Origin of the sequence: Bacteroides sp. 519, from assembly GCF_010500955.1 — a bacterium.
Taxonomy (GTDB): Bacteria; Bacteroidota; Bacteroidia; order Bacteroidales; family Bacteroidaceae; genus Bacteroides.
Map to the genome: position 1 here is coordinate 1 of NZ_QVMJ01000033.1, position 22,901 is coordinate 22,901.

General features: G+C 40.7%; 11 protein-coding genes. 2 read left to right on the top strand and 9 right to left on the bottom strand.

Going from position 1 to position 22,901, the window contains the following annotated elements:
* Positions 1 to 147: 147 nt before the first annotated feature.
* From D0T85_RS19495 to D0T85_RS19505, 3 genes are read right to left on the bottom strand one after another with little or no spacing between them, the layout of a single operon-like run.
* On the bottom strand, positions 148 to 2,856 hold the full coding sequence (locus D0T85_RS19495; protein WP_163215186.1) for a sugar-binding domain-containing protein: 2,709 nt from the start codon (positions 2,854 to 2,856) through the stop codon (positions 148 to 150).
* A gap of 24 nt (positions 2,857 to 2,880) precedes the next feature.
* The gene (locus tag D0T85_RS19500) at positions 2,881 to 4,626 is read right to left on the bottom strand and encodes a RagB/SusD family nutrient uptake outer membrane protein (RefSeq protein ID WP_163215187.1); all 1,746 of its coding nucleotides are present in this window, start codon (positions 4,624 to 4,626) and stop codon (positions 2,881 to 2,883) included.
* A gap of 13 nt (positions 4,627 to 4,639) precedes the next feature.
* Positions 4,640 to 7,744: a TonB-dependent receptor gene (locus D0T85_RS19505; RefSeq protein WP_163215188.1), complete on the bottom strand. Its 3,105-nt coding sequence runs from the start codon at positions 7,742 to 7,744 to the stop codon at positions 4,640 to 4,642.
* Positions 7,745 to 7,959: 215 nt separating this feature from the next.
* On the opposite strand from D0T85_RS19505, the gene D0T85_RS19510 reads away from it, so the two are divergent.
* Positions 7,960 to 11,997 (top strand): hybrid sensor histidine kinase/response regulator transcription factor, encoded by a 4,038-nt coding sequence (locus D0T85_RS19510; RefSeq protein WP_163215189.1) that lies wholly within the window; start codon positions 7,960 to 7,962, stop codon positions 11,995 to 11,997.
* 22 nt (positions 11,998 to 12,019) lie between these two features.
* On the opposite strand, the gene D0T85_RS19515 is transcribed toward D0T85_RS19510, so the two are convergent.
* The 6 genes from D0T85_RS19515 to D0T85_RS19540 form a co-directional block, all read right to left on the bottom strand.
* On the bottom strand, positions 12,020 to 13,135 hold the full coding sequence (locus D0T85_RS19515; protein WP_163215190.1) for a sensor histidine kinase: 1,116 nt from the start codon (positions 13,133 to 13,135) through the stop codon (positions 12,020 to 12,022).
* Between the two features lie 8 nt (positions 13,136 to 13,143).
* The gene (locus D0T85_RS19520; protein ID WP_163215191.1) at positions 13,144 to 14,553 is read right to left on the bottom strand and encodes a thioredoxin family protein; all 1,410 of its coding nucleotides are present in this window, start codon (positions 14,551 to 14,553) and stop codon (positions 13,144 to 13,146) included.
* A gap of 110 nt (positions 14,554 to 14,663) precedes the next feature.
* A complete protein-coding gene (locus tag D0T85_RS19525; RefSeq protein WP_163215192.1) occupies positions 14,664 to 15,425 on the bottom strand; it encodes a LytTR family DNA-binding domain-containing protein in 762 nt (253 codons plus the stop codon).
* Between the two features lie 389 nt (positions 15,426 to 15,814).
* The gene (locus D0T85_RS19530; protein WP_163215193.1) at positions 15,815 to 17,176 is read right to left on the bottom strand and encodes an efflux transporter outer membrane subunit; all 1,362 of its coding nucleotides are present in this window, start codon (positions 17,174 to 17,176) and stop codon (positions 15,815 to 15,817) included.
* Between the two features lie 94 nt (positions 17,177 to 17,270).
* Entirely contained in the window at positions 17,271 to 20,366 is a 3,096-nt protein-coding gene (locus D0T85_RS19535) for an efflux RND transporter permease subunit (protein ID WP_163215194.1), read from the bottom strand.
* A gap of 74 nt (positions 20,367 to 20,440) precedes the next feature.
* On the bottom strand, positions 20,441 to 21,604 hold the full coding sequence (locus D0T85_RS19540; protein WP_163215195.1) for an efflux RND transporter periplasmic adaptor subunit: 1,164 nt from the start codon (positions 21,602 to 21,604) through the stop codon (positions 20,441 to 20,443).
* Positions 21,605 to 22,339: 735 nt separating this feature from the next.
* Here D0T85_RS19540 and D0T85_RS19545 point away from each other — a divergent pair.
* Positions 22,340 to 22,774, top strand: coding sequence for a DUF6078 family protein (locus D0T85_RS19545; RefSeq protein ID WP_163215196.1), 435 nt, complete (start codon positions 22,340 to 22,342; stop codon positions 22,772 to 22,774).
* Positions 22,775 to 22,901: the final 127 nt, after the last annotated feature.

The window sequence follows — 22,901 nt, forward strand, 5'->3', positions numbered from 1 at the left end:
AACGATAGTTCTGAAAGGATAAAATTTGGATAACCCCAAATAAGCAATAAAGGGAAATATACAAATCTTCCGAACATGACTGGGCGATGCCTGGGGCTGAATTGAGCTGCCACTTCGTGGCGAATCTCGCTGCAGCGCGTTGCCGCTTCAGTTCACTAAAATACGACTTTTTACCTTATTAACATTGAAGCCCTTCAAAATCAACGAATAATTATCCGCAGGCAGATTTTTCTTATCCGTTTCAATTGTAATCTTGCGACTTTCGCCCGGCATCATACTAAAAAAGTTATCTGTATAATATGAAGGACGTACTGGTTTTCCGGTGGCATCCAACCATTGCAATTGTGTAAAGAAGGCTATTGAACGTCCTGTATTCTTCAGTTCAATATCAATATAATGCCTATCTTCAATTGTACGGGTTTTATACTTCATTGCTACCTTAGTTGGTGCCAGATTTTTTATACTTTCAAAACCAGCTGTAGCCGGACCTGTCATAGACTTCATACCACCATATACGCTATTTGAACGCCAGTAGAAGTTACTTCCTACTTCTTTTCCTTTATCGTCGAAAAGACGAAGTTTGATGAAATGTACAGGCGAAATATCTTTAGGAAAATCAATTTTGATCACATCATTTACTGCTCCATCTTCGGGAAGATTAACTATTGCCTGATTCTTCCAAACTTGTTTGGAGTTGATATCATACACTTCTGCCGTAACTTTATAACCAGAAAAAGCTTTGTAATAATCATTAATTACTGATACTGTGTTCTTTAAATAATCGTATTGCGGATGTAGAGGCTCGCAGGCATTTGCCGCAGCATAAAGTGCTGCCGTAGGTTCGAGCGACCAATCCCACATACGACCACATACCTGACGAATAGGAGAGTTGTGGTACCAGAAAAGGAACCCGGAAGTATAACGATCGCCATAATTCAGCTTGTTGTAGTTCCATACTTCCCAGATGCTTTTGTAGCTCATAGCACCCACAAACTGCCCTTTCATAGCGAACTCATCAATACTTTCCGATTTTCCATACTCATTCACTAAATCAACATAAAGAGATGACATTTGATGGAATCCGTTACCATCGCTGTAGTCCCACACCTCTGTGTTAATTGGCCAAAGATCTTTTTCGGGCATCATTTCGCGCAGACACTCAACGGTGGGCAAACAAGGAGCACCGTATTCCGGATTGAAACCATCTACACGACTACCCCGTTCGGAAGCAGTGTTTTCGTAATGCCGCATTGGATTAACCGTTTTATAAGGACTGCCATCGTGAATACCGCAACACTCCGATTGCATCTGGTAGCCACGTGTTCCATCTATCTTGTTCAGCAATTCTTCAAGGCCGGTCATCTCTGTCGATTCGTTTGAGCATACGTAGTAAGCCAGCGAAGGATGATTACGAACACGTTTAACGGTTGATTCTGCATTTTGCAGGTGTAACCCTTTGTCGATAGGATGCTTGGTGTCGCCCGTCATCCAGAATTCTTTCCAAATCATGATACCAAGTTCGTCGCACAAATCGAAGAAATAGTCGGACTCGGTGATACCGCCACCCCAGAAACGAATCAGGTTAACACCCGATTGTGCCGAATAACGAAGCTCAGCATACGTACGTTCGTTGGTTGTACGTAACATGTTTTCGGGCAGCCAGTTGGTTCCTTTTATGAAGATGTCTTTTCCGTTTACTTTGAAGGTACGCGACTTATCGGGAGTGTTTGTGTGCGATGTTATTTCGCGTATACCAAAGCGGGTTACAATAGAATCCGAAACAACTCCGCGTACTTCTGCTTTTAAAGAAAGTGTGTAAAGTTCTTGCGGTCCTTTGTTAATGGGCCACCAAAGCCGTGGGTTATCAATAGCCAACTGGGGAAAGTCAGTAGCATTAAACTCCACAACTTCGGTTAACCCTCGCAACACCTCTACATCTTTCTCAAAGCAAATTCCTTCACCTACTATTTCACCTTTTATCTTTACCTTTTGTGTTCTGAAACCAGGGTTGTGTAACTCTACACTTACTGTTTGTTGTGAGTGGTTATAATCAGGTTTTCTCAAATCACTTTTAACAAATGGGTGATTCAGTTGCACTTCTCCTGTTTTAAAGAAACTAATATCTTTCCATATACCAGTATTGCGGTCGCGAATACCATCAAGATAAGTAAAATCCCAACCAACGGTCATAAGCATAGTTGTGTTTTTTCCAATCTCTCCATTGCCTCCGTTGCGGAATTCACCTGCTGCTCCCCACGATTTAGAAACACCTTGACGCGGACCGCCCGGTTCGTCTATCGGATATACTTTAACTGCTAGTACGTTTTTATTGCCCGAATTAATATAATCGGTTACATCGATAAACTCCTGACGGAACATTCCGGCTATGTTACAAACCATCTTGCCATTAAGCCAGAACTCGGCACGGTAGTTTACTCCGTCTACCTGCATCCATAAACGTTCGTGATTTTCACGTTGCGGTCCATCGAACTCGGTACGAAACCAATATGTATAGAAATCGTGTCCCGCAGTACTCAAGTCGGGAATTTTATTACTGGTTATTTTGTTATTCAACCCGAAATAGGGTTCAGGATAAACTCCCTGAGCTACCAACGAGTTAAGCACTGTTCCGGGCACAATGGCTTCTGCCCATCCTTTTGCACTATATCCAACACGCGAAACATCTTCCGACTTGTTGGTTACCTCGCCCGATTTTTTCATCAACCATTGAGAATCACCACCATGTCCCGCTTGGGATTTTAAGGAAAAAAGATACTCGCGCCCCTGTGAAGAGGCAGAGGCGCAAGATGCTAAAATTAAAAAACTGAAAACTAAGTACCGTTGAAAACTTTTCATATTCTTGATTAGTGATGTTTATACTTACAATTTATCCCAACCATTTGGTTGTTGTGGATAAGGATCGCCTACTATAACTGATTCTATTTGCTTTTGTGGTATCGGCCGCAATACATGGAAATCCTGAATATTATCTTTTGGTAATGTATGGTTGGTCCATTTATTTGTGAAGTAACCATACTTACGTACACGTTCAACTAGTTTTTGGGTACGTACAAGGTCCCACCAGCGCAGTTGTTCGCCACAAAGTTCACGGGTGCGCTCGTCCAGAATGTAGTCAATGGTTACATCGCTGTCGGTTATCATCAGATCGGCAACATATTCAGCCGAAGAGGCTGCGCGTTTACGTAGTTCGTTTATATAGAATGCTGCACCATCGGTTACCGAATTGTTACCTAGCTTATGAGCTGCTTCGGCAGCAATAAGGTATGTTTCGGCCAAACGGTAAACTATGATTGATCGTTGCGAGTCGAACGAAAGAGCAGCACGGTTAGGATCAACAAACTTGGTCATAGTGGGGAAGTTGGGGTCGGTGTAGTTTTCCGGAGTCAGAATGTAATAGTTTTCCGACTCTATTTCCTCTTTCGTCATGGGTTTACCCGGCAAAAATCCTGCCAGTTCACCTTTCTTGCCACTACGTATAACACTGTATTTTTCATCGCCTACCCAGAATTCCTGTTTCTTATTGCTGAAATCAACCGGAGCATTCCATTTGGTTTGGAACGAACCGTAGTAGCGCGAATCTTTATCTATATCACCAAATGCTTCGTTGTATAGCCAGTTTGTTCCATGATAACGCGCGTACACACGTCCGTCTTCAATAGTCTGCACGTTTCCACTGCCGTTGAAGTTAAAGTATCCGGCTACAAAATAGTGTGCAAAGCGGTTCATACCATCATCCTTTTCGGGTACACCATAAATCGGGTCATTGGTCATTTGTACGTTGAAAAGTACTTCCTGTCCGTTTTCGTTGCCTGGTTTGTGTACATCGGCATACTTTGATTCCAGTTTTATACCAATACCATCGGCATCTTTAATAAGCAGTGAGGAGATATTGAATGCTTTCTGAAAATCATCGCCTTTGGCAGCACTGCTCCATGCACGGGTAAGATATACTTTAGCCAACAGATGGCGTGCCAATGCACGGGTTACACGTCCCGGATCGGTATTCTTTGGAGCTTCGGGCAGGTATCCGGCAGTAGTAGCATATTCAAGATCTTCAATAATGAAGTCGTACACATCAGCCATTGGGTCGCGCTTGGCCGATTTTACAACACTTTCGTTGTAGGTTTTGTTAAGTGTTACATCGCCAAAGAACTGCACAAGACGGAAGTATAACATGGCACGAAAGAAACGGGCTTCGGACAACATGTTATTTTTCTTGGCTTCGGTAATACCTGTCATGTCTTCCCCAAAGTGCACAAGGCCGTTACAGGTATTGATGAGAGTGTACGAATCAGTCCAGAAAATACCTACGTATTCCGAGTTGGGCTTGTAGTTCTGGGTGTAATTACCCAGGTTGTAAATATCACCGGAGTTACGGCTGTAGAACTCGTCGGTTCCGGTTACGGTGAGCATGTGTACGGCTTTGTCTTTGCCATAGAAATTACGCATTCCACCGTACAGACCGTACAGTCCAAGTTCGAAACCTTGTGGGGTGCTGAATGATTCGGGTGTCATCTTTGAGTGATTTTCTTCATCAAGAAAACCGGAGCATGCCGATACAAATAACAGCGGAAGGCATGCAAGTATATAGATTATCTTTTTCATTGTGGTATTTAGTTTAGAATGTAACATTTAAGCCGAATAACATTTGCCAGGATGGAGGCACGCCGGTGTTCATTTCACGATTTGTTTCAGGGTCAATCCCGTTGTACTTGTTCACATATTCGGAGAAGAAGGTGAACGGGTTGGTTGCTGTGGCATACACACGCACATGGTTGAGCCCAATATACTTGAGTGCCGATTCGGGTAGTGTATAACCTAAAGTAACGGTACGTATTTTCAGGTACGATGCGTCAAACAGTGTAAGAGTTCCTCTGTAAGGAATGCTTTGTACGCGGTTATTTGGTGCCGGCCAGCGTGCATCGGTGTTTTCTGGTGTCCAGTAATCAATCTTAATATTGTTATATTGTCCGCCGGCAAGTGTATTTGTTCCGTCGTGATACAGCTTACTTCGCAGATATCCGCCCTGACGGAAGTTCATAACGAGCGTGAAGTCGAAGTTTTTCCATGCCAGTGTGTTTGTCCAGCCTCCTTCAAAGTTTGCCTGATGGCTGCCGATAACCTTGCGGTCGTGGTCGTTGATAACACCATCGGGTACACCGTCTGGTCCGCTGATATCAGCTACCTTGATGGTACCGATAACAGAATCATCGCCTTCTACTTTCAACCCATAACTCAATGCAAGCTCGCGATCTTCGGGAGTATCCTGCCAGATGCCTTGGTTTACGTATTCGTAGAACGACCCGAGCGGATGACCAACAAAGAGGTTGTCGGAGATCAGTTTATCCACGCCTTCGGTTAACTTCACTACCTTGTTGCGGTTCAGATAGATATTGAGGTCGCTTGTCCACTTAAACTTATCCTTTCCATCGCCATCAAACACATATACGCGGGTATTAAATTCGAATCCAACGTTTTCGGTTTTTCCTACATTATAAGGAATCTTCTTGCTCACACCACTGGTGGCGGGTGGAGTAAATTCCATCATCAGATTGTTGGAGAATTGTTTGTACGCTTCAATAGATGCGGTGATACGGTTATTAAGGAAGCCCATATCCAAACCGAAGTTATAGCTGGCGGTACGTTCCCATTTCAGTTCGCTGTTGGATGCTGCATTGGGGTAGTAACCCATTACGCCGTTGGTACCGAAAATGTATTTTTTAGATTCCATGCTACCCATAGTATCATAGGGGTCTACATTGGTATTACCTACTTCGCCATAGCTTACACGTAGCTTCAACTGCGAAAGGATATCTTTTGTAGGTTCCATAAATGCCTCGTTACCGATGTTCCATGCCAGAGCTGCCGATGGGAAGTACTGCCATTTGTTACCTTTGGCCAAGCGTGAAGATCCGTCGGCACGCAGCGTAGCAGTAACATAATAACGCTGGTTGAAATCGTAGTTCAAACGGCCCATATACGAAAGCAGACTCCATTTATTGAATTCACCACCACCTTTGTGATTCTCACCTGTGCCGGGATTGTAGTAGCCTACATCGTTGGTGGGTACATTATCATAGTTCTGGTTAAACTCGGATAATTCGCGTTCTTCGGCACTGAACATACCTGTTACGTTGAAGTTGTGTTTGCCTATGCTCTTGTCATAAGTTAACAAGTGTTCCAGTGTCCAGTCTATAATCGTTTCGGACTTGTTGTATGCATAGTTGCTTGAGTTTTTCCGCTTGCTGGTTCCCTGCTGGTAGTAACGACGCAGGTTAGTGTAGGATATTTGTGCTCCTGCATTCATGCGATACTTGAATCCGTGGGTGAAGTCAATTTCCAGATAACCGGTTGTAAAGGTTGACAGGCGTTTGCGGTCATCTTGTACTGCACCGGGGCGCAGGTCCATCAATGGGTTGCTCATCAAATCGTTAGTCTGTACCTTTTCGCGAATCGAACCATCGGCTAAGTATGGAGTGAGTAACGGACTGAGACGTAAAGCGTCACTCATCGGATTCAAATCCTCACCTCTACTTATATAATAGGTGTTTAGTGAGTTGATACCTACTTTTAGCCAATTGTTTACGGTGTGGTCTAACGATAGTTTTCCGGTTACACGGTCAACACCCTGAAGATCGTACACACCAGTGGCCTGATAGTAGCCCAACGATGCGGCATACTGTGTATTCTTCGATCCACCTACAATACTCAACTGGTGATTGGTGGTAATGGGATCGTTCTTGTACAGCTCCTTCTGCCAGTCGGTACTAACGCCATTTTGCCAACCTTCGTACTCGCCGTCCATACCGCCTTCAAATATTTTATCAATAACGCGGGGATCATCTACACCTGTGTATCCGTCGGAATTCTTGTAACGGTTGTAAGTAGCCCATTTGCGTAAGGTCATGTAATCGTCAGAGTTCATTACATCGTAAAAATCCAACGGCTTACTTATTCCAATATATCCGCTATAACTAACGGTTGCCTTGGCCGATTCGCTACCGCGCTTTGTGGTAACAAGGATAACTCCATTTGCTCCGCGCGATCCGTAAATGGCAGTAGAGGAAGCATCTTTCAATACTGTTACCGATGTTATATCATCCGGCGCAATGTTATTCATTTGCCCCAGATCATAAGGAATTCCATCAACCACCAGTAACGGGTCGTTTCCGGCAGCAATAGAGCGTGCTCCACGAATACGGATTTCGGGTGTGTGCCCGGGATGTGACGAACCACCGCTCCGTTGAATATTCACTCCGGCTCCGGCACCTTGCAATGCCATGGCAATGTTGGTAGCCGGTGTTTGGCGAATGGTGTTTTCGCCTACAACGTTCACAGCACCAGTTAGATCGGACTTTTTACGGGTACCATAACCAACAACTACAACAGCGTCGAGGCTTACAACATCTTCAGCCAAAACAATGTCGATTTTACTTCGTCCGTTTATGGCTACTTCCTGAGGTGTATAACCTACCGACGAGAACACAAGCACATCATTGCTATTTGCCATAATTGAATATACTCCATCAATATTGGTAATAGTTCCGTTTGATGTGTTTTTTACTTTTACAGCAGCACCAATAACCGATTCGCCGCTTGCCGTAACGGTACCGGTAACAGTAATTTTTGTCTGCTGATTGGTTTGTGCGTTTACTACATTTGTAGTTAGAAATAAAGCGGCTATCATACTTAATGTAAGGAACCGTTTAAATCTGTTTTTCATTGTGTTTCTTTTCATACATATTAATTGATTCGTTTCTGCAAATATAGATAAGTCACAATGACTGTTTTTACGGATTCCGGTAAGAATAGTCGGAAAAAAGGTTTGGCAGAAATACGGACTATTATGGCAGATATACGCATAATGCCCTGTAGCGCTCATTAATCATGGTTTATTATAAAACACTATATTTGCATAAACTCAATCCTGATACTTGCATGAAAAATATTTCGGCCCTACTAATCTCAATCCTTGCTATCTGTTTTCATACAGCACATGCATACAATATACAACAGATATCTTTTCAGAATGGACTAACCTCGAGTGCTGTACGATTTGTTGCAATGGATAGCTATGGATTTATGTGGTATGCTACTTACGATGGACTTAACCGCTACGACGGATTGTCGGTAAAAAGTTATATGCCAACCAGCAATCCTAACTCGTTGCCGGGAAACGTAATAAGGCATATTACAGAAACAGAACCTGGCATGCTTTGGCTGAAAACCAATCAGGGATTGTGTTTATTCAATTCCCAATCCGGTACATTCCAAAATTATCCGGATATGCGAGTTTCATTTTGGCAAGCCAAAAGTCCGGACGGAACTTTCTTTGTTCTATCCGAAAACGATTCAATAGCCGTATATAATAAATCGGATGGTACATTCCACAACATTCATACTCCGGGAATAAAAACTAACCGGGTATGGAGTTTTACAGTATGTAAAGATGATATTATCTGGGTGTTCAGAAGCCGGGAACAGGCCATGCGCTACAAAATAATCAAAGAAAACGGCATTATTACCGGCACCTACCGGTTGATGGATTATGAACATGAAGTACCCATAAGGTGGGCATTCGAGAAAGGTACAGATGTGGTATTTGTTGATACCAGATTCGACCTCTATACCCTCGACATTAATACTGGAGTAAAAGAGTTTGTGATAAATATAGCTTCGGAAGTACCTCCCAACGAAAGCCTCAGAGATGCTGTAATAGCTGGTAATGATATATTCTTTGCTTTTATTAATGATGGACTTAAGGTAATAAGGCGTGATCCGGAAGCCCGGAAGCCACCGTATATTGAACGTACCACGCTTAATTATGGTGTTTTTTCGTTGGCTTACGATCCGGTGCAGCAAATTGTACTGGTAGGAACCGATGGATATGGAGTATACATCTACTCGGAAGAGGATTATACATTGCGTTCTTCTATGTTGTACGAGTTCTACCCTCAAACAAAAGTTCCGGTACGATCGGTAATGCTGGATGCGGATAAAAATTTATGGATCGGAACCAAAGGCGACGGACTTTTTTGTTTTCCCAATTACAATCCCGATGAGCCTCTTCCGGGTAAAGAAATGAATCATTTCCATATACAAAACTCTAGTTTGGCAAATAATTCTATCTTCAGCCTTGTTGAAAGCAAACATAATTTGTTGTGGATTGTGAGCGGTGGGCCAGGGCTCAACTATTATTCGTATGCTGATAAGCGTATACACAAACTGCAACAACCACCCGGAAGCAAGGCTTTGCATTTCCTCAATTCGGTTATTGAGCAAGATGCAAATACGTTGTGGGTATTGACTTCGGGCGAAGGGTTACACCGTGTAAAGCTGACTGTTACAAATGAGGTTCCGTGCATAAAAAGCGTTGAGCAATTCAGATTTTTCCAAACAGAGAACGTAATTTATGATACGGAAATAGAAAACGATTCTATTTTATGGATAGGAAGCCGGGGTGATGGTTTGGTTAGATTCAATCTGAAAACAGAAGAAAAAGCAGCTTACTTGTTAGAGAATAGTGAAAATCAATTGGTTAATGATATATTAGTTGTGTACCGCGATAGCCATGAAAGGTTATGGCTTGGTACCAGCTTCGGACTTTGCCGGATAATCCATGTGGGAAGAGAAAAACTGGAATATACCAATTATAATACCGAGTCGGGACTTCCTAACAATACCATACACGGAATAACAGAAGATTTACAAGGTTGCCTTTGGTTGAGCACCAACAGAGGATTGTCACGGTTCGACCCGCGAACAAATGTTTTCACTAATTATACAAACCCCAATGATTTACGTGTGTTGGAATTCAGCGATATTGCATATTACAAGTGTCCCCGTACAGGAATAATGTTTTTTGGCGGTATCGACGGATTTGTATCCATACGTACCAACGAAATAGAAATGCCTGCTTTTACTCCTAATTTTTATTTCAATTCTCTTAGTATTTATGGTAATGAAGTAGCCATAGCAGATTATATTAAAACAAAAGATCAAAAGGAAGTTATAGAATTATCGCATAACCAGAATTTCTTCACCGTATCGTTTGTTGCCCCCGATTATGTAAACGGACATAAATACACTTATCAATATCTGTTGAGCGGCCATAGTGATAAATGGATTGATAATGGAACATCGAACAGTGTTACATTCACCAATATGGCTCCGGGAGAGTATTTACTAAAAGTACGTTACTCTGTCAACAACATTTTCGAGGAACAACCTGTATATACCCAATATATACGTATACTTCCGCCGTGGTACATGTCTACCTTGGCTTACATTATTTATGTTATGGTGTTAGGTTCGCTAGGATGTTTTCTCATCGTATCTTATAACCGACGAGTCAAAAGTAAACAACAGCGGGTATTCGAAAAGATGGAACAGAAGAAAACAGAAGAAATATACGAATCGAAACTGCGCTTCTTTACCAATATAACACATGAGTTCAGTACCCCACTTACTCTTATCTATGGTCCGTGCGACCATATACTTTCTTCAGTCGAAGAATCGTCGCCAGTCTATGATTATGCATTACTCATACGTCGGAATGCCGAAAGGCTAAACGGGTTGATACAGGAACTAATAGAGTTCCGCAGAATAGACACCGGTCATACTCAGGTTGTTATTGAAAAGGTTGCCATAGAAGAGTTTGCTGGTAATATACTATCGTCTTTCCGGTTATTGGCCGATAGTAAACAAACAAATTATGTAGTAAGCATAGAGAAGAGGCTGATGTGGCAAACCGATACCAAATGTTATATGAACATATTAACAAACCTGGTATCGAATGCATTTAAATATACACCCGATGGGGGCAATATCAGTGTAGACATTTCTGTTGATAATCAGATGCTTGTTACAACGGTATCGAATACAGGAAAAGGATTCAGGCCAGAGGATATACCTTTTATATTCGATCGGTATTATGTGTTGGATAATCTGGAAAGCAGGCATAACAGCCGACTTTTTTCGCGCAACGGATTAGGACTTTCAATCTGTCACAGTACTGTAAAACTACTTGGTGGAGATATGGATGTTGAAAGCATACCCGGACAAACCACCCGCTTTACAGTTAAACTCCCCATGCACGAACTCACCGAAAAGGCTTCCGAAACCTCCAGGATTATATCTGGTATTCCTTTACAAATACCAGAGAAGAAGCAAACTTTACCACCTCAACCGGATATTGTGAAGTCGCGGCCTACCATTCTTGTGGTAGACGATGAGGTAGAAATATTGTGGTTTGTTTGCGAAATACTGAAAGACCAGTACAATGTTATCCCTGTAAACAATCCGGTTGAAATAGAAGAAATTCTTTCTAAAACCAAAATTAACCTATTAATAACCGATGTAATAATGCCTGCACAGGATAGCTTTGGCCTTGTACGTAGGCTGAAGGAGTCTTTGGCAACCTCACATATTCCGGTTATTATGTTATCGGGCAAAACATATACCGAAGATCAACTAGAGGGTCTTGATGCAGGAGTTGACATGTATATTTCAAAACCTTTTGATGTTCAGTACCTTAAAAAGGCCGTCAGACGGTTATTAAAACGGGAAGAGGAAACAAAAGAGTATTATAATTCGGCCTTAAGTGCCTTCGAGATTACCGAAGGACAGATTGTACATCGCGAAGACAAAGAATTCTACGAACGAGCGTTAAGGGTGATTGACGAAAACATTAAAAACCCATCATTCACTACCGAAGAGCTTGCTGCCTTGTTGAATGTAAGTGTGCGACAGCTATACAGAAAAATAGATGGCGTTTATAAAAGTGGTCCGGGAAGCCTGATACGAGATTATAAACTAAAAATAGCCGAAGGTCTGCTTATTAAAACAAATATCTCGGTTGATGAAGTAATCTATCAGTCGGGCTTCAATAACCGGGGAAGTTTCTACAAGTTGTTTTCACAACGTTATGGTATGCCGCCAAAGGCGTATCGGGAAAAGAATAGTAAGGGAGAGTAATAAACACAACTACACGCCTCTTTCATCTTTCCGATAATGAGATAATAACCCTGAATTCTTTATCAGGAAACCGGATTATTTCAACAATATATCTATCAGGGAACAATAAATCCAGTTTTTCATATACACTTTTTATTCCATAACCTGGAATAAAATCTTCTGGAAAAGGCGTTCCATTATCTTTTACTGAAATAGTAAGATTATCACCAAACATAAAAAATGAGACATCAATATTCAGGATATCCAGGTTTCCGTTCATGCCATGCTTAATACTATTTTCTACTATGGGTTGAAGTAGCATTCTTGGTATTTTGAAATTCTGGGTATCAGGAAATATATTGATTACATAATTCAGTTTATCTCCAAACCTGATTTTTTCTATTTCTAAATATGTTTCAATCATTTCGGCCTCTTCTTTTACCGAAATCATTATTTCCTGTTCGCGGTTCATACTATAACGAAAGAAACGCGATAATGCCAGAGCCATCTGGCGGGTTTTATCTCCATCTACCATAGCCAGTCCTGCTATTGAGTTTAATGAATTGTATAGAAAATGTGGGTTTACTTTTGCTTGCAAAGCATCAAACTGAATCTCAATCATTTTCTTCTGTGATTGTAGCTTACTGAATTTCCGGTTTCTTCGTTCTTCCCATTTGTTCAGCAGATATTTATGAATATACTTAAAATTGACTACCAATAAGGCAAGAGCAATACTTGCCTGAATCATCTCGGGTAAATAGCCCGGACTGAAAGAGTAACTTCCATCTTCAAACCTTTCATGAATAATATTTTTTATTGGTAAATCCTCAACAAGTGCATATATACTCGAAGCCAGAAATAAAGTTATTGCGAAGACCCAAAAATCTATTATTACATTCCATATCTGTCCTACCTTCCTAGATTTTCGGGAAATGAACAGATAGACATTAAATATACCAAATATCAAAACGAAACTCCAGTACAAACCATCATTGGGTGGAAAGCTTGATAGAATATAGATTAAAAGAACAGATAACAGAAATATAATATTCTGTAATTTCCATCTTCCTATTTGGGGAACGCCCGGAAAATATGCCAGAGTATATATCAGAGCAAAAACAAGAAGAAAGACTTTCAATGCTTCAAAATATGCATTCATAGTGTTAGTTACAAGTTGTTTATTTGTTGTATTATACTATCGGGCTCATCAGGAGCTGCTGCATCTGTATATGCAATATTTCCTTCTTTATCTACAATAACATAACGGGGTATCATCAACATTCCATTCTTATCTCCCAACGAATTATAGATTATCTTTGATGTGTTCCGATTCACCCGGTAATGATAGCCTTCCAGATTATAATAATGAATCATATTATACCATTTTTCATGATTCCTGTCCTGATCCAAAGATATATAAAGGTATACAATCTCATTACTTCCGGCAAGTTTTTTCTTTAGATTGACTGTATTCGGAAACATCTTAAGGCAGGGGGCACAGGTAGTTGCCCATATATCAATATAGATTATTTTACCATGGAAAGGCTTTATTATCTCCTGAAAACTTCCGGGCTCAGTTTCATAATTTAAAACGGTAATCTTATTATTTGTTGTGGTTTGGTTATATATATCAGCAGTTTTCCTCACTCTGGGTTCCAATATCTCATTATATGTACTGTGTGGAAAACGAGCTGCAAATTGTTTATAGAGAGCGGGAATTTCTTTACTGTATTCTTCTTGAAATACATCATCGTATATTAAACTGGCTAAAGCATATTCCAGGTTTTTACCACTAAGCGTATTACAATAGTTGTTGAACAAGAAAGTGTTAAATGTATTCATAACTTCCTGTGGTTTGATATCATTTAAAACAAAATTCTGAATGCAAACATAGTCTTTAAGTAATTCATTAAACCACTCCGACTGACGGGATAATTCGTTCGTCAACTCAAAATCCATGCTTTTTAGTGTTTCAAACCACTCGTTGGTTAACTCAGGAGATTTATAGAGTGACATTATCTTCTTTAAAAACAATGCATTGTATCTTAAATTTGTGCATAATCGTTGCTGATCAATAAAATCCTTTGTAAATGAGCCGGATAAAAGCAGATTGTCATTCTGTTTTCGTTGTTTTATTATCTCATTGTAGGCGGTTAATTGGTTTATATCACGGAGTTCGTGATTTCTGGTTCGGGAGTAATTTCGGCAATATGTATCAGATTTCTGTGCTTCAATGAGATATTCATTGTATTGTTTATTATCTCCCCGAAACAACAGTGTGTCTTTGCAAACATAAACGGTATCTATGCTACTTGCAGAAGTATATACCTTGAAATTTTGGTTTCCTGCCAATATCGTATAAATGCTTCCTTTGTCAGGGAAATTAATTTCAGTTGCATTTCCGGAATTAATCTTTAGTTGGGTAGCAAGATTATAATATGGCAAATGCTCACCGTTTAGTGGCCAATAACGTAGTTCATCGGCTTCGGTTTCTAGCTTTATGATTAATTTTGAAGGCTGTGCCTGCACTAGTAACATACTCAACAAGCAGGCTGTAAACAGGAAATACTTTTTCATGATTATTCGGTTATAATTATAAGGCAAAGAAAAGAAAGCGATTCCTAAAGGGAAACTAATTTTCTATGTACCTGAATAATCACGGGATAAACCTGCAAATTCAAAAGGTATTATAATTGCAATTCATTTCTTATAACATCAATATAGCTGGTTCCAGTGGTTATCTTAGTATGTGCTGAATCCTCCATAACCAATATCAGCCGGTTATTGAAATAACGGTGTATTTCAACGATCTTCTGTTTATTTACAATATAAGATTTCTGCACACGTATAAACTCATTGGGCAAACGATCTTCAAGTTGTTTCAAGGTAAGATCGGAAATATATTCTTTTCCATCATCGGTGATAAGCGAAACATATCCGTCGGTAGCCATACAGTAAACAATCTTTTCGCATTGTACCAGAATGATTTTCGATTTAATATTTATGGGTATTGCTGTGGCTTTCTTGGGTGGATTCAGAAGATTGCTTAACTCTATAAGTTTAGTCAGATCAATCTTGTTAGGATGAGATATAAACCGTTCTATTTTGGTGATACATTGTTCAAAGCGTTCTTCATCAATGGGCTTAAGCAGATAGTCTATGGAGTTTTGTTTAAAAGCTTCGATTGCATATTGATCATAAGCCGTACAGAAAATTATATAAGGTTGATAAGTAAGATGTTTCAGTACTTCAAAACCATTCATATCTGGCATCTGAATATCCAGAAATATTAAATTCGGATTCAGGCTATTGATTAATTCAACAGCCTGCTTGCCATTGTATGCCTGCCCGATAATTTTTATAAGTGAATTATATTTCTTTAAAAGAACCTGCATTGCATAATGAGCAGCTTGTTCATCATCAATTAGTATTGCTGTAAATGTATTCATTTACTTGCAAAAGTAATCTTTTTGCCTGAATTATTCATACTCGTTTGGTTTAGTTAGAGGCTGTGTTGAACTAAAATTAAAACACAGAGTCACAGAAACATGGAGCTTACCGAAAATGCCCGTAGGGCATTCATATCAATAGAAAGGCAATGATAATACTCTTCACAACCCGGTACGGGTTGCATGGTAGATACGATGCAACCCGTACCGGGTTGAAGATTAAAACTTATTATTATTCTATTGATATGAATGCCCTACGGGCATTTTCGAAAAGCTCCGTGTTTCTGTGCCTCCGTGTTTTATTTCAATTCCAATCTAATTTGAACCAAATTGATAAAGCATGAATAATGCAGGTTAGATCATTTTTGCAAACTCGCTTCTTCTTGATTTCACCACCCTCCCCCTAACGCCTTATAAATTTGTACAACAGTTATCAATTCATCCCGGATTGAATTACTCAAATCAATCTGGGCATCAAAGTAAACACGTTGAGCATCCAATACATCCAAATAGTTAATAACTCCATTTATATATTGTACCTGAACAAGTTCCTCATGGCTTTTTGCCGACTTTTCCAACCGTGCCTGTAAATCGCACATCTCGCGTACTTTGTTGTATTCAACAATTGCATCCTGCACTTCACGAAAAGCATTCAATACAGTTTTCTCATACCTATAATAAGCCTGTTCGTAAGCTGCTTTCTGTGCTTTCCATCTGGCCCTGTTTTTACCGGCCGAGAATATTGGGGCAACAATTGCACCTTCAATAAAAGCATAAGGTGATTTGAGGAATGAAGACAATTCACTGCTTTCCAGTCCATAATGTCCCGTTAAAGTTAACCGCGGAAACATATTGGTATAGGCCACCCCTACCTGAGCGTTTGCAGCTATTAGCGCCTGTTCAGATTGCCGGATGTCCGGACGGCGTTCCATTAAGTCGGAAGGCATACCAACGGGTAGCATCATGGTATAATTGAATTCTTGCAGTAATTGCGTACGCTCTACATGTGTTGGAAACTCTCCGGCAAGAAAAGCTATTTCATTTTCTTTCAAAGATATCTGTCTTTCCAAATCAGGAACAAGCGTGGCAGTGCGGGCAACTTCCAAACACGCCTGCTGATAAGGCGTTTCGCTGGTAAGTCCACCCTCAAAGCGTAACCTTGCAATTCGTACACCTTCCTCACGGGCTTTCAATGTTTGGCGCACAATAACAAGTTCATTATCCAAAGCAACCAATTCATAATAAGCCTGGGCTACCTGCGCAACAATCGTCATACGTAATGCACGTTGTGCTTCAACAGATTGCAGAAAATCTGCTATGGCTGCATCTTTAGCCCAACGTAGGTTTCCCCATAAATCCAATTCCCACGAGAGCAATAATTTTCCTTCAAAAGTATTGCTTTGGGTAGAGTTGTCTCCACCGTCATTCTCAAACTCACGGTCGCCGGATATATTTGCATTGACCTGAGGAAATAAATTGGCTTTACTTATTCTTCTTTGTGCAGCCATTTCCTTTACTCTGGCAGCGGCTATACGAAGATCTTTGTTGTAAACTAATGTTTTTTCAATAAGGTTTCTTAAAGGACCGTCGGTGTATAATTCCCACCATTCCCTATCGGCAATACTCAAATGAGTTTGTGCCGACATCAAACTGTCGGGTAAATCCATTTCCGGCTTTACGTAGCTTTTACCAACTTTACAGGAGGAAACGAAAGTTATTATTAACAGCAGCAATATATATATGTGTTTCATAATTTTATTGTTATTTTTTAAACGCAGATTAGCGCAGATTTACGCAGATTCTTTTTTATTAATAATCTGCGTAAATCTGCGTTAATCTGCGTTTTTACTTTTTTCTAAACTTACTCTTTGTTTTATAAATCATCACAAAGAAGAAAGGCACCAGAATTATACCAAATAGGGTTGCGAATATCATTCCGAAGAATACACCGGTACCAATGGCTTGTCTGCTTGCCGATCCCGGTCCACTGGCAATAACCATAGGTAACATTCCCAGAATAAAAGCTAAAGATGTCATTAATATGGGTCGGAATCTCAATTGGGCAGCATGTATTGCCGATTTTATCAAATCTTTGCCTTTATCGGCCTCATCTTTGGCGAATTCAACTATCAGAATGGCGTTTTTAGCAGCCAGTCCAACAAGCATAACCAAACCAATCTGGAAATAAATATCATTTTCCAATCCGCATACCCATACCCCAAGATAGGCTCCCAACACGGCTATGGGCAAAGAAAGAAGTACCGAAACAGGTATCAGCCAGCTTTCATACTGTGCTGCCAGAAAGAGGAACACAAAAAGAAAAACCAAGGCAAGAACCAGTCCGGTTTGTCCGCCGGCCTTCTTTTCCTGATAGGACAATCCACTCCATTCAATGCCGATATTTTCGGGTAAATGATTGTGGGCAATCTCTTCCATAACCTCCATTCCCTGACCGGAACTATATCCCTGAGCTGATTCTCCACGTACTACGGCAGAAGTAAACATATTAAATCGTTTTATACTTCCCGGGCCGGTTGTATATGCAGCCGTTCCAAGAGAAGTTAACGGTATCATCGATCCACCAGAACCTCTTACAAAGAAGAGATTGATATTATCTTTATGTTCCCGGTAAGGGGCTTCGGCCTGAATATAAACTTTATATATACGGTTAAACATATTAAAGTCATTCACATATACAGAACCGGTATATGCTTTCATTGTTGAAAAGATATCGGCCATAGGGACTCCCAGTAGCTTGGCCCTGTCTCTATCTACATCAAAGTACAATTGTGGAATTTCCGGTTGTAATGATGAAGAGAGTCCGGCTAGTTCTTTCCGTTGCGAAGCATAATATAATAATGTATCGGCAGCTGCCACCAGATCATCAAAGGTAGCATCTCCTCTGGCTTCCAACTGCAATTCAAATCCGCCGGAAGTACCCAATCCCGGTATTACCGGAGGGGTGGAAAGATATACTTTGCTTTCCGGATATTTGCTGAACTCTGCCCGTACATCTGCCATTATTTTTTCCATGTTACTGGTTTTACGCTTATCCCATGGTTTCAATATAACGGTTAAATCACTACGGGCCTGACTGCTTCCTACCCGCGGACTGGAACCAGTTACATTTTGAACATAAGCTATATCCGGATTCTTCATCAGATAATCAATGGCACGTTCGGTAACAATACGTGTTCTTTCCAGCGTGGCACCTTCGGGCAACTCTAATTCCACCCGGAAATAGCCCTGATCTTCAGTAGGCAAGAAGCTGGTTGGTATCATCTTGTTTAAGAAAAAGATGAAAACAATTATCAACCCAAATATGGTAAAAACTCTCCGGGGATTAAATAAGGACTTATTTACATATCCTACATATTTCTTATTGCCTTTGTTGAGCCATATATTTATCTTCCTGAATACAATATTCTTCTTTTTACCGTTGTGTTTAAGAATCAGTGAGCACATTACCGGACTTAAAGTAAGGGCAACTACTGTTGATATGAGTACGGAAACCACAATCGTAACGGTAAACTGACGGTACAATTGCCCGGTTATACCTCCTAAAAAGCTTACCGGAACAAATACAGCTGCCAGCACCAAAGAGGTTGCAATTAATGCACTACTTAAGCCTTTCATAGCTTTCTTGGTAGCATTGTAGGCATCAAGTTTTTCTTCTTCCATTATTCGCTCTACGTTTTCTACCACCACAATAGCATCGTCTACCACAATACCAATGGCAAGAACCAGCCCCAACAATGTTAAAAGATTGAGTGAGAAACCAAATATCAACATGAAACCGAACGTTCCAATAAGTGATATGGGAACTGCAATCACAGGAATCAGTGTGGCACGCCAACTTTGAAGAGAAAGGAAAACAACGAGTACTACCAGAAATAATGCTTCGAACAGGGTTTTATATACTTCACTGATAGATTCGGAGATATACGTTGTCATATCAAAAGGAATCAGATAGCTCATTCCTTCCGGAAAGTTCTTACTAATTTCTTTTATTGCTTCTTTAACTGCTCCGGCTACTTCAATGGCATTGGCTCCGGGAAGCATATAGATTCCCAAAATGGCAGCATTCTCTCCATTCAAACCGCTTTCGGTATTGTAAGAAGATGCTTCGAGCGAAACACGGGCAACGTCTTTCAAACGAATAACAGATCCTCCGGCATCGGCCCGGATAACAATGTCTTCGAACTGGCTAACGGTCGATAAACGGCCTTGCGTGGTAATGGGAATGGTTATATCTAATCCAGTAACAGGTTGTTGCCCCAATACGCCGGCAGCCGATTCCCGGTTCTGGTCTTTGAGTGCATTTTGCAAATCCTGTACGGTTATACCAAAGCTTGCCAACTTATCCGGTTGTACCCAGATTTGCATGGCATAATAACGACTTCCGATATTAGAAACACGTCCCACTCCCGGTATACGGCGAATTACGTCGAGTACATTGATGGTTGCAAAGTTACTAAGGTAGATTTCGTCAAACTTGGGATCGTTTGATGTTAGTGCAAGTGTCAATAACTGACTAGGGGCTTGCTTTTCAACGGTTATACCGTTCTGCACTACTTCGGCCGGAAGCTGATTCTCGGCCAGTTTCACCCTGTTCTGAATATCAACGGCTGCCAGTTCTACATCTGTTGATACATCAAATGTTATTGTTGCCGAAAACCCTCCGGAGTTAGAGCTGTTAGACTCCATATAAATCATTCCGGGAGTTCCATTCAATTGTTGCTCAATAGGGGTGGCTACTGCCTGCGAAACGGTAACGGCACTGGCACCCGGATAAGATGCGCTTACCCTTACCACCGGTGGCGTAATCTGGGGGTATTGGTCTATCGGCAACATGGTTAATCCAATAACTCCGACAATTACTATCAGAATGGATATAACAGCCGAAAAGACGGGTCTATCTATGAAAAAGTTTACGTTCATAATTAATTTAGTTGAGAGTTGAGAATTGAGAGTTGAGAGTTAAGAGTAAATTACCGCATGGTAACTCTCAACTCTCAATTCTCAACTCTCAACTGTACTTTTGTTCCCGGCGTTAATTTATGATAGCCTTCAACAACAATATCTTCTCCGGCTACTAATCCTCTTTCTACAACCATGGAATTTTCAAATTCAGGTCCTAACTCAATGAATCGCTTCTCTACAGTAAAGTCTTTTTTCATTATGTAGATGTGGGCTCCTCCTTTTTCTATTATAACAGCTTTACTGGGTACAACTACCGCATTTTCGCGAACATCCAATAACATTTTTACTTTGGTAAATTGTCCGGGGAGTAATGCGCGGTCGGGGTTAGGCATTTCGGCACGAACGGAAAATGTACCCGTTTCAGGGTCAACCTGCGGATCAGCAAAATCCACAAAACCACGGAAAGAATAGATGCTGTTATCTGCCAGTGTAATGGTTACATTGGGTTGCCATGAACGGGTTGCATCCTGTTGACCGATAGTAACATTACGCTCCCGGCTTTTAAGATAATCGAGGGCGGTCATACTGAAATCAACAAATACAGTATCACTTTTAACTATGGTAGATAATAGTGATTTAGCCCCCGGTCCTACAAGTGTACCAAGGTCTACATTTCTTTCGCTGATGTAACCGGCAATAGGCGAACGAACCACGGTATAGCCCAATTCCAGTTCGGCTTGTTGCAAGTCGGCTTGGCTCATGGCTACAGAAGCAAGAGCACTTTCGGATGCAGCAGTGGCGTTATCCAAATCCAGAAGGCTGGCAGCATTGAGTTCGTACAAAGGTTTTATACGTTCCAAATCACGTTTGGTCTTTAATGCTTGCGCCTGATCTTTTTTCAATTGGGCTTTTGCCCGCTCTACCTTTGCACGATAAAGGTCTTGATTAATTACAAAAAGAGTCTGGTTCTTTTTTACATATGTACCTTCTGCAAAAAGCATGCTTTCGAGGTATCCTTCTACACGGGCACGAACTTCAACAAACTGCTGTGCACGGATACGTCCAACATATTCGCCATATATTTCAACATCATCTTCCTTTGCGGGTTCAACTACAACTACAGGCAATTCCGGTTCTGTTTTCCGAGGTCTTGTAAGGTAATGATAAACAACTACCAACAATGCAATGACAACAAGGAAAAGAATGACATTCTTAATATTAATTTTAATAACACCCTTAGAAAAGATTGATTTCATTTGTCTTATTTCTTTTTGTTTTTAACCTGCATTATTCATACTCAAGTATAGAAGATACTTCAGCATTTAAAACTTCTTTAACTCCTAGCGAAGCGATAACTCCTTCCATTCTAATTCAGGATACCTCTTAATTTAACATATTAGAAGGGTGAATTGTTTGTTGTTTGATGAGAATTTAATGGAATCTCTCGTTGTTTGATTTAGCCTGAATTATTCATACTCGTTTGGTTTAGTTAGAGGCTGTGTTGAAACAAAAAGAGTTCACAAGCAATTACCCCCTGGGTAAAATTTGAATAACCCCCAGTGAAGCGAAGCGACTGGGGGTGGAGAATATACTCAATCTCATCAACGCCGAAGGTGTTGAATGTCCAATTGAACCCTTATCGGGTTCCCATGCGAGTGAGTGATTTATCTACCCCCAGTCGCTTCGCTTCACTGGGGGTTATTCAAATTGAATCCCCTTGGGATTCCCTGAGATGTATTCGGCATCCGTACGACAAAAGCGAAGCCTCCGTGTTCAGCACAAGGAAAAGCTCCGTGTTTCTGTGTCTCCGTGTTTTATTTCAATAGGGTAATATATCAGCCATAAATTTGTAACTTTAAATATAGAGTACTACTTTTGCTTTAAACTCCGCGGCTGCGAAAATAGCGGCTGCGAAAATATGTTCCGTTATGAAGTTTTATAATTTTCGCACTCACAACAACTTAAAATAGATACACATTAATTACAAGTTTATGAAAAACAGCCTCAACTACGAATCGGTGCCTCGCAATTATGCCCATTGTTTTAATGAGCAATGTGTTCGCAGTTCTCAATGCCTGCGCCATTTGGTAGCACAAAACAGTACATCGCAATATGATATCGTAAGTATAATCAACCCCAAGTGCATTCCGGATAAAACAGACCAATGTCCCTTTTTCAAAAATATCCGGAAAGTACGGCTAGCCTGGGGTATCAAACATTTGTTGGATGATGTACCCTTCAAAGATGGAAACTCTATGCGGCGACAACTTCTCAGTCACTTTGGAAAAACGGCCTATTATCGTATCTACCGGCTCGAACATGGATTACTTCCCAAAGAGCAGGAATATATCCGACAGCTATTTCGTAATCATGGCATCAATAAAGAACCCCAATTTGAAAAATACACTGAAGAGTATGAGTTTTAAGAATTGAAAACTTATCCCCTCCATAAAGTTGTTTTTCTGTTTTTTGCCGTCACACCAGCACAAAAGGATTTATTCTGTTGATTAACAATGTGTTAAAGCGTGCTGGCAAAGTGTGCTGGCAAATATA